This is a genomic window from Salinibacterium sp. ZJ70, assembly GCF_011751865.2.
Classification (GTDB): domain Bacteria; phylum Actinomycetota; class Actinomycetes; order Actinomycetales; family Microbacteriaceae; genus Homoserinibacter.
The window spans coordinates 1679302-1691302 of the sequence record NZ_CP061770.1; the positions used below are offsets into that span (position 1 = coordinate 1679302).

At 68.1% G+C, this 12001-nt stretch carries 9 protein-coding genes and 1 pseudogene; 4 read left to right on the plus strand and 6 right to left on the minus strand.

Going from position 1 to position 12001, the window contains the following annotated elements:
• Positions 1–37: 37 nt before the first annotated feature.
• Together HCR12_RS07955 and ku are read right to left on the minus strand one after the other, a co-directional pair.
• Complete coding sequence (locus HCR12_RS07955) at positions 38–844, minus strand: CPBP family intramembrane glutamic endopeptidase (protein ID WP_166865007.1); 807 nt, start codon at positions 842–844, stop codon at positions 38–40.
• Positions 845–881: 37 nt separating this feature from the next.
• Positions 882–1787: a non-homologous end joining protein Ku gene (gene ku / locus HCR12_RS07960; protein WP_166865010.1), complete on the minus strand. Its 906-nt coding sequence runs from the start codon at positions 1785–1787 to the stop codon at positions 882–884.
• Between the two features lie 75 nt (positions 1788–1862).
• On the opposite strand from ku, the pseudogene HCR12_RS13835 reads away from it, so the two are divergent.
• Positions 1863–4326: pseudogene (locus HCR12_RS13835) on the plus strand (ATP-dependent DNA ligase).
• Between the two features lie 17 nt (positions 4327–4343).
• Entirely contained in the window at positions 4344–4511 is a 168-nt protein-coding gene (locus HCR12_RS07970; protein WP_166865013.1) for a hypothetical protein, read from the plus strand.
• Positions 4512–4556: 45 nt separating this feature from the next.
• Here the strand turns inward: HCR12_RS07970 and HCR12_RS07975 are convergent, their stop codons facing one another.
• From HCR12_RS07975 to HCR12_RS07985, 3 genes are all read right to left on the minus strand, one after another.
• Positions 4557–6032, minus strand: coding sequence for an aspartate ammonia-lyase (locus HCR12_RS07975; protein ID WP_166867260.1), 1476 nt, complete (start codon positions 6030–6032; stop codon positions 4557–4559).
• A gap of 142 nt (positions 6033–6174) precedes the next feature.
• Entirely contained in the window at positions 6175–6393 is a 219-nt protein-coding gene (locus HCR12_RS07980) for a hypothetical protein (RefSeq protein ID WP_166865017.1), read from the minus strand.
• Positions 6390–7565: an inorganic phosphate transporter gene (locus tag HCR12_RS07985; RefSeq protein WP_166865020.1), complete on the minus strand. Its 1176-nt coding sequence runs from the start codon at positions 7563–7565 to the stop codon at positions 6390–6392. Before HCR12_RS07985 ends, HCR12_RS07980 begins: the two co-directional genes overlap by 4 nt.
• A gap of 192 nt (positions 7566–7757) precedes the next feature.
• On the opposite strand from HCR12_RS07985, the gene HCR12_RS07990 reads away from it, so the two are divergent.
• A complete protein-coding gene (locus tag HCR12_RS07990; protein ID WP_166865024.1) occupies positions 7758–8039 on the plus strand; it encodes a hypothetical protein in 282 nt (93 codons plus the stop codon).
• Here the strand turns inward: HCR12_RS07990 and HCR12_RS07995 are convergent.
• The gene (locus HCR12_RS07995) at positions 8026–10551 is read right to left on the minus strand and encodes a DEAD/DEAH box helicase (RefSeq protein ID WP_224763339.1); all 2526 of its coding nucleotides are present in this window, start codon (positions 10549–10551) and stop codon (positions 8026–8028) included. The genes HCR12_RS07990 and HCR12_RS07995 overlap by 14 nt on opposite strands.
• Before the next feature lie 158 nt (positions 10552–10709).
• On the opposite strand from HCR12_RS07995, the gene HCR12_RS08000 reads away from it, so the two are divergent.
• Complete coding sequence (locus HCR12_RS08000; protein ID WP_166865030.1) at positions 10710–11969, plus strand: DUF2510 domain-containing protein; 1260 nt, start codon at positions 10710–10712, stop codon at positions 11967–11969.
• The last annotated feature ends 32 nt before the right edge of the window (positions 11970–12001 follow it).

Sequence of the window (12001 nt, forward strand, 5' to 3'; positions counted from 1 at the left end):
TCCGCTCCGGCGCTGCGGATCGCAACCGACCCGCGCCTCAGTAGATGAAGATCGGGAACCACTCGGGGTTGTGGGCATGCACGATCGCAAGGAACACGATCGCATCGAACAGCAGGTGCACGATGAGCACGTAGCCGAGCGAGCGGGTGCGAGCGAACAGGTAGCCCTGCAGCAGCGCGAACGGGATCGTCAGCAGCGGCCCCCAGGACCGGTACCCGAGCTCCCACAGGAACGACACGAAGATCGTCGCCTGGATGAGGTTCGCCTGCAGCACCGGGAAGTGCCGGCGCAGCAGCGCGAAGCACGTGCAGATGAAGAACAGCTCGTCCCACGTTCCCACGGCGTTGACCCCGACGAAGAAGCGGCCGAGCTCTGAGGCGTCGGTGATGTGGGGCCAGTTCGCATATGCGCCCGAACGGATGAAGTAGAACGGCAGGATGAGCCAGCCGAGCAGCGGAACCGCCACGACGTAGCCGATCTCGAGTCGGCTCTTCTTCTCGTGGCTGCGCCACGGGAACCGGACCTCGCGGCGTCTCAGCAGGAAGCGGTCGAGCAGGAACGGCACAGCCACAGCGAGCGCGAGCACGGTGCCGATGCGGAAGAACGAGTTCCATTCGACGTCGGCTTCGACGGATGTGGACGAGACGATAGCGATGCCGATGCCGATGAGCGTGAGGTCGGTGCCGAGTTCACGGTCCATCCACCATGCGACGGCGATCGACGCGACCAGCAGGGCGTGGCCCCACCCGGGCAGCTGGAAGCCGAACAGCACGAGAGCCGACGCGGCGACGCCGACTGCGGGGACGAGTGCTCGACGGGACCAGGACTCGGCGACGGGATCCATCCGACCAGCTTGCCAGGAAGATGCCGGTCAGCGCGCGTCAAGCGGACTTCTTCTCCTTCGCTGAGGTCTTCTTCGCACTGCTCGCCGTCTTCTTCGCCGTCGCCTTCGCGCCCGCCGGTGCGGACTTCTTCGCGGGCGCCGTCGTCGGCTTGGCCCCTGCGTCACCGCGCCGCTTCTCGACGGAGCGCTTGAGGGCTTCCATGAGGTCGAGCACCTCGGCGCCACCCTCGGTCTCGCGACCGAACGTCGCCTCCGTGTCGAGCGCATCCCCCTGTTCGAGCTTGGCCTCGACGAGCGTACGCAGCTGCTCCTGGTAGTCGTCGGTGAACTGGTCCGGCTGGAAGTCGGAGGCGAAGCTCTCCACCAGCTGCCGCGACATCGTGAGCTCCGCCTCGCTGATCCGCGGAGTCTCGTCGAGCTCCGGGAACCGCGCCTCGCGCACCTCGTCGTCCCAGAGCAGCGTCTGCAGCGTGAGCACGCCGTCGCGCACCCGCAGCGCGGCGAGTCGCGTCTTCTGCCGAAGCGCGAACTTCACGATCGCGGTGCGCTCGGCCTCCTCGAGCGTGCGCATCAGCAGCACGTAGGCCTTCGTCGACTTCGAGTCGGGCGCGAGGTAGTAGCTCTTGTCGAACATGATCGGATCGATCTGGCTCGTCGGCACGAACTCGACGACGTCGATGTCGCGGCTGCGTTCGACGGGCAGCACCGCGAAGTCGTCGTCGGTGAGCACGACCGTCTGATCGCCCTCGACGTACGCCTTCTGGATGTGCTCGTAGTCGACGGTCTCGCCGTCGATCTCGCACACCCGCTTGTAGCGGATGCGGCCGCCATCGGCGTCATGCACCTGGTGCAGCGGAACGTCGTGGTTCTCGGTGGCGGAGTACAGCTTCACGGGCACGTTCACGAGCCCGAAGCTCAGCGAGCCCTTCCAGATCGAGCGCATCCGCACATTTTGGCCCGGTCACACGCGATCCGGAACCCCGTGGACGCCCTCTCGCGCCCGATGTATGGTGCCCCGATGACACCGCAGCGCACCGCCTCGGGCGAACATCATGTCGATGTCGGCGGGCGCCGTGTGCGTCTGACCAGCCTCGACAAGGTGTTCTATCCCGAGACCGGAACGACGAAGGCCGAGGTCATCGAGTACTACACCCGCGTGGCCGATGTGCTCATCCCGCACGCGCGCGATCGTGCGGCGACACGCAAGCGCTGGGTCTCCGGTGTCGGCACTGCTGAGAAGCCCGGACAGGTGTTCTTCGAGAAGAACCTCCCGGATGCGGCGCCATCGTGGATCACCCGCCGCGAGATCCAGCACAGCGACCACACCAACGTCTACCCGCTCGTCAACGATCTGCCGACGCTCGTGTGGCTCGCGCAGCAGAACGCCCTCGAGATCCACGTGCCCCAATGGCGATTCGGTCCGCGCGGTGCCCGTAAGAACCCCGATCGACTCGTACTCGACCTGGATCCCGGCGAGGGAGCTGGGCTCCCCGAGTGCGTCGAGGTCGCGAAGCTCGTGCGCGCGATCCTGCGTGACATCGGTCTCGAACCGCACCCCGTGACGAGCGGCAGCAAGGGCATCCACCTGTACGCCTCGCTCGACGGCTCGCAGTCGAGCGATCAGATCTCCGCCGTCGCACATGAGCTCGCACGCTCGCTCGAAGCCGACCACCCCGACCTCGTCGTGAGCGACCAGCGCAAGGCGGATCGGGTCGGCAAGGTGCTGCTCGACTGGAGCCAGAACAACGGCAGCAAGACGACCATCGTGCCGTACTCGCTGCGGGGGCGGCTGCGTCCCACGGTCGCAGCCCCCCGCACCTGGCGCGAGCTGCTCGCCCCGGGACTGCGCCAGCTCGAGTTCGGCGAGGTGCTCGAGCGCGTCCGCACGAAGGGAGACCCGCTCGCCGAACTCTCGGCGAGCCACCCAACTGGGCGATGAGGTCGACGCGCGTCTCGACGCCTACCGGCGCATGCGCGACGCTTCGAAGACTCCCGAGCCGATGGGGACGACGCCCGCGGGGGGTGGCAATCGCCCGATGTTCGTCATCCAGGAGCACCACGCCACGCGACTGCACCACGACTTCCGTCTCGAACATGACGGGGTGCTCGTATCGTGGGCGCTTCCGAAGGGCCTGCCGACCGACCCGGGAACCAACCACCTCGCCGTGCAGACCGAGGATCATCCGCTGGACTACGGCTCCTTCGAAGGCACCATCCCGAAAGGCGAGTATGGGGCAGGCGAGGTGACGATCTGGGACACGGGCGTCTACGACCTCGAGAAGTGGCGCGATGGCGAGGAGGTCATCGTCACCATCCACGGCGAGCGGCACGGCTCGCACCGCCTCGCGCTCATCCGCACGGGCGGCGATCACTCCAAGCCCCAGTGGCTCATCCATCTCATGAAGGAGCAGCAGGCGCCCCCGGAGGGCGCCGGGCACGCGCGATCCCGGAGCACGGGGACCGGGCGCGGACTGACGCGCGGCAAGACGGTCGTGGGGACCGCGAAGGGACGCACCGCCGACACCCTCCCGATGCTCGCCACCGCCGCTGAGCCCGCCGACCTCGACGGCGCCTCGGGGTGGCGGTTCGAGATGAAATGGGACGGGATCCGGGCACTCGCTCGCGTGCAGGGAGACGAGCTCTCCCTGTGGTCGCGCAACGGTCTCGACCTGACGGGCGCGTATCCGGAGCTCGCTCGACTCGTCGAGGCGCTCGGCTCGGATGCGGTCGTCGACGGCGAGATCGTCGCCCTCGACGAGTCCGGCGTGCCGAGCTTCTCGCTGCTGCAGGAGCGCATGGGTCTCACCAGGGACAGGGAGATCGAGCGGGCAAGGCGCCGAGTGCCGGTGCGCTATCTGCTCTTCGACGCGCTCGAGGTGGACGGCGGATCCGTGCAGCGGCTCCCCTACGCCGAGCGCCGCGAGGTCCTTGCGCGGCTGGTGCGCACGAGCAGCCCCATCGACGTTCCCCCGGATGCGGGCGACGATCTCGATGCAGCGCTCGAGACGAGCCTCTCGCTCGGCCTCGAGGGCATCATGGCGAAGCGCATCGACTCGCCGTACCGGGCCGGCAGACGCAGTCGCGACTGGCGCAAGATCACGCACACCCTCATCCAGGAGGTCGTTGTAGGCGGGTGGCGCACCGGGAAGGGCGATCGCGCGCGCAGCCTCGGCTCCCTGCTGGTGGGAGTCCCCGATGAGGACGGTCGACTGCGCTATGTCGGTCGCGTCGGGAGCGGATTCAGTGACCGCGACCTCACGCGGCTGCGCAGCAGGTTCGATGCCCGCGCACTCGACGAGCCGGCTCTCGACGGGGTTCCGCCTGAGGATGCGCGCGACGCGCACTGGGTCGAGCCGCTGCTCGTGGGTGAGGTCGAGCATTCAGGAATCACGCCCGACGGACGCCTTCGGCATCCCGTCTGGCGAGGAGAGCGCCCCGATAAACACCCTGCGGACGTACGCTGGGAGCCCACATCGGCGTGACGGGAGAGGAGAACGCCATGAACCGCGACACCGTCGACTACAACCCGAACCCTGAGGACGAGCGCGAGGAGCCGCTCATCGAGGAGGGCGACGAGACGCTGCCTCCCCCGACGATCGACCCCGACGAGCGCATCGAAGAGGAGCAGGCCGACCCCGTCGGTCTCGACGACGAGCGCCTCGTCTGAGACGCACGAGTGCCGGCAGGCGTTCCCTGCCGGCACTCGTCGACGTCACGCGACGGGCGGGATGATCGGAATCGCCTGGGTCGTCGGTTGCAAGCCCGAGAGCCGCTCCGGCGACAGCACCCGATCGACCTCCTCCTGCGACATCAGTCCGCGACCGACGACGAGATCCGCGATCGACGCGTTCGTCGTGAGCGCGACATGCGCAAGCGCCGCCGACTCCGCGTAGCCGATGAACGGCGTGAGAGCCGTGACGACGCCGACGCTCGACGCCACCTGGCCGGCGAGACGCGCCTCATTGGCGACGATGCCGTCGATGCAGTTCTGGCGCAGCGTGCGGCACGCGTTCGTCATCCAGGCGAGCGACTGCAGGATCGAGTGTGCGATGACGGGCTCGAAGGCGTTGAGCTGGAGCTGCCCGCCCTCGACCGCCGCCGTGACCGTCGCATCCGCGCCGATGACGCTGAAGGCGACCTGGTTGACCACTTCGGGGATGACGGGGTTGACCTTGCCGGGCATGATCGACGAACCCGCCTGGCGCGCGGGCAGGTAGATCTCGCCGAGTCCCGCCTGAGGGCCGCTCGAGAGCAGGCGCAGGTCGTTGCAGATCTTCGAGAGCTTCACAGCGGCGCGCTTGAGCGTGCCCGAGAGGGTCATGAAGATGCCGGTGTCGGATGTCGCCTCGATGAGGTCCGGGGAGGTCACGTGCTCGATTCCGGTGACCTCCGAGAGGTGGCGGCACACGGCCTCGGCGTAGCGCGGATCGGCGGTGATGCCCGTGCCGATCGCGGTGGCGCCGAGGTTGATCTCGTTGAGCCACGGGAGCACCTCGGAGAGCCGGTCGTAATCCTCCGCGAGAGTCGTCGCGAAGCCCGTGAACTCCTGTCCGAGAGTCATGGGCACGGCGTCCTGCATCTGCGTACGGCCGACCTTGAGCACGTGGGCGAATTCCTTGCCCTTCGCTCGGAAGCTCTCGGTGAGCTTGGCGTGCTCGACGAGCAGCCGCTTCGTGCTGAGCACCATCGCGAGCTTGATCGCCGTCGGGTAGACGTCGTTGGTCGACTGGCTGCGGTTGACGTCGTCGATCGGGTGCAGGCGCGCATAGTCGCCCTTCTCGAACCCGAGGTGCTCGAGCGCCGCGTTCGCGATCACCTCATTGGTGTTCATGTTGGTGCTCGTTCCCGCACCACCCTGGATGACGCCGACCACGAACTGGTCGTGCAGCTCGCCCGCGATGATCCGCTCGCACACCGCGTCGATCGCGTCGGCCTTGACGGCGTCGAGAACGCCGAGCTCCTTGTTCGCGCGGGCGGCCGCCTGCTTGACATGAGCGAGCGCGCGCACGAGGTCCGGATAGTTGGAGATCGCACGGCGGGTGATCGGGAAGTTCACGAGCGCCCGCGCCGTGTGCACTCCCCAGTAGACGTCGGCCGGGATCTGGAACTCTCCGAGCGAGTCTCGCTCGATGCGGACCTCGGTGGCGCCTCGCAGCAGGTCTCGTGACCCGTCTGGCCCCGTCGTCATGCTGTGCTCATCACCGTCGATCAGCTGCTCGGGCGCGACGGAATCGGGTAGATCTGGCATCACTCATCTCCTCTGATGAACTGTGTACTGAGTCTAGGTGGACGACATCAGGGCACGACCATGTCAGGACGACACGAATCGATCACGCTCCCAGGAGCTGTGTGAGGTGGTCGCCGACGATGATGTAGAGCCCGAAGAGGACGAGCGCCGCGACGGCGATGAAGAGCAGCACCGACACGACCCGGCCCCAGCGCTCATCGCGTCCGCCGAAGCGGAGCCCGAGCGAGAAGAGCGCCACGGCGACGCTCGCCGAGATGAGGGTCGCGACGAAGACCGTGACGAATGCACCCCAGTCGATCACGAGCGACCCTTTCCGCGGTTCTTCTTCTTTTTCTGCTTCTTCTTCGTCTTCTTGGGGCGGACGAACTGGCCAGGCTCCGGGTTGTCCAGATTCCGGTGGTCGACGCGGCTGCGCAGCGACCAGAGGAAGATTCCGGCGATCGCGAGCACCGCGATGATGAAGATGGTGATGACGCCGCCGTCGCCGAGGTTCGCGACCCATGCCGAGGCGCCGCCGATGAGGCCCGCCGCGGGGATCGTGATGAGCCAGCCGAGGGCGATGCGCCCCGCGGTGCGCCACTTGACCGAGGCGCCCTTGCGACCGAGGCCGGTTCCGATGACGGATCCGGCGGCCACCTGCGTGGTGGAGAGCGCGAAGCCCAGGTGACTGGATGCGAGGATCGTCGCGGTCGTCGCCGACTCGGCGGCGAAGCCCTGCGCCGGCTCGACCTCGGTGATCCCCTTGCCCATGGTGCGGATGATGCGCCAGCCGCCCGAATAGGTTCCTGCGGCGATCGCGATCGCGCAGGCCGCGATCACCCAGAACTGCGGACCGGATCCGACGCCCTGCATGTTGGCGGCGATGAGCGTGAGCGTGATGACACCCATCGTCTTCTGCGCGTCGTTGGTTCCGTGTGCCAGCGAGACGAGGCTCGCGGTGAAGATCTGGCCCTTCTTGAAGCCGTCGCGCTCGCGCTTCTTGACGATCGCATACGCGATCTTCGTCGCGATGAAGGCGACGACACCCGCGGTGATGGGCGCGAGAAGCGCGGGGATGAGGATCTTGGAGAGGAAGACGCCACCGTCGATCGCACCGATGCCGAAACCGACCATCGCTGCTCCGATGAGCCCACCGAAGAGCGCGTGACTCGACGACGACGGCAGGCCGAACAGCCACGTGACGAGATTCCACACGATGGCGCCGATGAGTCCGCCGAGGATCAGCTCCGGCGTGATCTGCACACCGCCGTCGCCTTCGCGGATGAGTCCGCCGGAGATCGTCTTGGCGACCTCGGTGCTCAGGAACGCACCGACGAGGTTCAGAACCGCGGCGAGGGCGACGGCTGTCTTCGGCTTCAGGGCACCCGTTGCGATCGGGGTCGCCATCGCATTGGCTGTGTCATGAAAGCCGTTGGTGAAGTCGAAGAAGAGAGCCAGCGCGATGACCAGCACGACGAGAATGAGGGGGTCCACTGGGGGAAATACTCACACGTGCGAGCACGTCGGGCAACTTGAGATCGGCGTGGCGCGAACATCCCCGAGAACGACCGCGATGGGCGAGCTCCCAGGGAACCCCCGGACTGGGGACTCTCACCTCTCAGCCTCGCCCCGTAGCCTCGCGGCGAGGCCGATATGTCGATCCTCACTGGCTGAAGGAGTTCCCGCGTGCGCTCGACGGCTGCTCTGGGCTGGACGGCACTCGGCGCGATCATCGTCGCGGCGCTGTGCTTCGCGGTCGTCGACGTCACGACGACCGCCGTTCAGTGGTGCGCGCAGTCGGAGAGCTCCTGTGAGGAGCCCGCGCTCACGCCGTACACCGGGTGGTTCGCGGTGGGCGGATCGATCGCGCTCGTCGCGTGCATCGTGCCGGCCATCGCATGGCTCACTCTCGTCGTGCGGTCGGCGCGCGCGTCGTCCGACGACGAGGGCGACCTCACAGTCTCCTGAGTCCTGCGACGCGCACGATCGCCACACCCGCCTCGCGTGAGGCGTCGAGATCGACGATCGCGTCGATCCCCCAGTCGTGGTGGCCGGCGGGGTCATCGATGATCTGCCGCACCTGCCAGCGGTCGAGGTGCCGGGCGATGACGAGTCGCGCGGTGCTGCGCGCATCCGGTCCGGTGCCCATCTCGTCGTGCTCGTCGTAGTAGGCGTCGAGGGCCTCAGGCCACCCGGCGTCGGGGTCGAGCGCCACGAGATCGTCGTCGCGCTGCAGCGCGGCAAGCTGCACCCGACGCCACAGCTCGTTGCGCACGAGCACGAGGAACGCCCTCTCGTTGGTGGTGACGTCGCTGGGTGCGGGCGGCACCACGGCATCCTGCTCGGCGGCCGCTGCGGGGTCGGTGAGCGCCGACCACTCGTCGAGGAGGCTCGAATCCACCTGGCGAACGAGTTCGCCGAGCCATTCGACGAGATCGCGAAGATCCTCCGTCTTGGCCTCATCGGGGATCGTCTGCCGCGCCGCGCGGTACGCGTCGCTCAGATAGCGCAGCACCAGCCCTTCGCTGCGTCCCAGGTCGTACAGCGAGACGTACTCCGTGAAGGTCATCGCGCGCTCGTACATGTCGCGCACGACCGACTTGGGGCTCAGTTCGAAATCGCGGATCCAGGGCTGGGTTGACGCGAAGGTCTCGTACGCCTGCTCGAGCAGCTCGTCGAGGGGCTTCGGCCAGGTGACATCCTCGAGCAGCTCCATGCGCTCCTCGTACTCGAGGCCTTCGGATTTCATCGCGGCGACCGCCTCACCGCGTGCGCGGTACTGCTGCTGGGAGAGGATCGGCCGCGGATCGTCGAGGGTCGCTTCGATGACGCTGATCGCGTCGAGCGCGTAGCTCGGGTCGTCGCGGTCGAGCAGCTCGAGGGCGGCGAGAGCGAACGGCGAGAGCGGCTGGTTGAGCGCGAAGTCGTGCTGGAGCTCGACGGTGAGGGTGACGCGCGCATCGCCCGCGAACCCGCCGCCGTGCTGCTCCACGACCCCCGCCGTTCGCAGAGTGCGGTAGACCGCGATGGCGCGGCGAGCGAGCGCCGCGCGCTGAGCAGCCGAAGCGTGGTTGTCGGTGACGAGGGCGCGCACGGCCTGGAAGGCACTCCCCGGATCGGACGCGGGCGCGTCGGCCCCTGGTCGGCTGAGGATCTGCAGCATCATCGAGGCGGTGAAGCGCATCGAGCTCGTGAGCGGCTCGGGTTCCGCGACGATCAGCCGCTCGAAGCTCGCCGGGCCCCAGTTCACGAAGCCGGTCGGCGCCTTCTTCTTCACGACCTTCCGCTGCGCCTTCGGATCGCTTCCCGCCTTGGCCGCTGCCTTCAGGTTCTCGATCTCGTGCTCCGGAGCGAGCGCGACCACCTCCCCCGCGGTATCGAACCCCGCACGGCCGGCGCGGCCAGCTACCTGATGGAACTCGCGCGCGCTCAGGTGGCGCATCCGGGTGCCGTCGAACTTGGTGAGCCCTGTGAGGAGCACGGTGCGGATGGGCACGTTGATGCCCACCCCGAGTGTGTCGGTGCCGCAGACGACGCGCAGGAGCCCCTGTTGGGCGAGCTGTTCGACGAGTCGGCGATAGCGCGGGAGCATGCCGGCGTGGTGCACGCCGATGCCCGAGCGCACCAGTCGACTGAGCGTCGTGCCGAATCCGGTCGAGAAGCGGAAGCCGCCGATCGCGGCGGCGATCGCGTCCCGCTGCTCGCGGCTCGCGACCCTCACGCTCGAGAGCGCCTGCGCGCGTTCGGCGGCGGCCGCCTGGGAGAAGTGCACGATGTACACCGGCGCGAGGCCGTCCGCGAGCAGCTCCTCCACGAGCTCCTGCGCCGGGACGACGGCGTAGCGGTAGTGGAGGGGCACAGGTCTCGCGACGCCTGTGACCTGTGCGACCTCGCGCCCGGTGCGACGTTCGAGGTCGGATGCGATCGCCGTCACATCGCCGAGCGTCGCCGACATCAGCACGAAACGCGCGCGCGTCAGCTCGAGCAGCGGCACCTGCCACGCCCAGCCGCGGTCGGAGTCCGCGTAGAAGTGGAACTCGTCCATGACGACCGAGTCGACCTCTGCATCCGCGCCGTTGCGGAGGGCGATGTTGGCGAGGATCTCGGCCGTGCAGCACACGATCGGAGCGTCAGGATTGACGCTCGAGTCGCCCGTGACCATGCCGACGTTCTCCGCGCCGAACACCTGCACGAGGTCGAAGAACTTCTCGCTGACGAGGGCTTTGATGGGCGCCGTGTAGTACGAGCGCCGCCCCTGAGCGAGCGCCATCGCGTGCGCCGCGATCGCGACGAGCGACTTCCCGGTGCCGGTCGGGGTGCTGAGAACGAGATGCTTCTCGAGCGCGATCTCGAGGACCGCTTCCTCCTGTGCGGGGTACAGCGGGAGCCCGCGAGACCGTGCCCAGTCGTCGAACGCGCCGACGAATTCGTCCGCGTCCCAGGGTCGAGGGAGCGAAGAGACGAGATCGAGAGACGGCACCTGTCGAGTCTGCCGCACGCGCCGTGTCCCCAGGCTTGGGGGTGCCGCGTCATCTATCGGCGGACCCGTGCGCCCCCCTATCATGCTGGACGGGACAGGTCGTTCTGCGGGTCGAGAGCCCGAAGCATAACGCGAGGACGCAGCGAGGAAGGTACTCCATGGCGGACGAAGAAGGCGTTGTGCCCGCGGGCTGGTACCCAGACCCCCTCGGGTTGCCGCAGCTGCGCTGGTGGGACAACCACGCATGGACCGAGCACACCTCCGACGCTCGCCAGCCGATGGTCGCGCACGAGACCGTCGCGTCAGCGAAGCTCGCCTACGCGGACGACGACATCGCGCCCGAGACCCGCGTCGACCAGCTGGTGGATGACGCCGTCGTCCCGCCCACGAGTGACTCCCCGCACGCAGAGGCGGACCCGATGCTCTCCCTCGAGGCTCCTGTCGCCGAGCTGCGCTCGGACGAGGAGGTCTCGCCCGGGCTGCGCTACGCGCAGGAGAACCCCATCGCCGACGCCCCCACGAGCGCCCCCTTCCTGCTCGACACGAGCTACGACGACCTCCTCGGTGTGCCGATCGCGCAGCCGGCGGCCGCAGAACCCGCCCCGACGTTCGGCTTCGAGCCGGCGATGGCCTTCGCGACACCGTCGGGTGGCGCCGAGCCGAGCGCCGGATCGCTCCCTGCCTTCGCGGCCAGCAACTTCTCGCCGTCGTCGTTCGGCAACTACACCTACACGCCTCCCGTCGACGTGGAGACGGCGCAGCCGCTCACCCGTCGCGCGGTCCTTGCCGAGAACGGCCTCTCGATCAACACGGGCCCCGTCTGGATCATCGCCGTGATGCCGGTCATCATGCTCGTTCTCGCGATGATGTTCCTGCTCGCCGGCAATGCCGGCGATGACTCCTCGCTCTTCGCGGGCCTCATCCTCGGCGGCTCCTACCTCGCGAGCGTCATCCTTGCGGCGATCGACCAGGCGATGCTCAAGCGCATGGGCCACACGCGCACAGCGAACTGGGACTGGGCGTTCCTCGGTGCCCCCGTGTACCTCATCGCCCGCATGTCGAACGTGGTCCGAGAGACCGGCCGCGGACTGCGTCCGTTCATGACCTGGTCGGGCTTCGCGATCGTCCTCATCGCGTCCGCGCTGATGGTGCCCGGCATCGTCCTGGCGCTGGCGCCTGGCATCTTCTCCGACGAAGCCGAGAAGTCGATCATCGACGACGCTGCCGCGCTGGGCGGAAAGGTCCAGGCGACCTGCCCCGAGGTCCCGCCGCTCCTCATCGGCGGATCGATGACGTGCGACGCCGTCTTCCCGGACCGCGTCAACGGCGACGCGCGCGTCGTCGTGACGCTCGTGCGTCAGAACGGCTGGATCGACTGGCGCATCGATGACTGGGGAGTCCTCAGCCTCGAGCGCTGACCCGACGAGCACCTGCACCCCCGAACGGACAG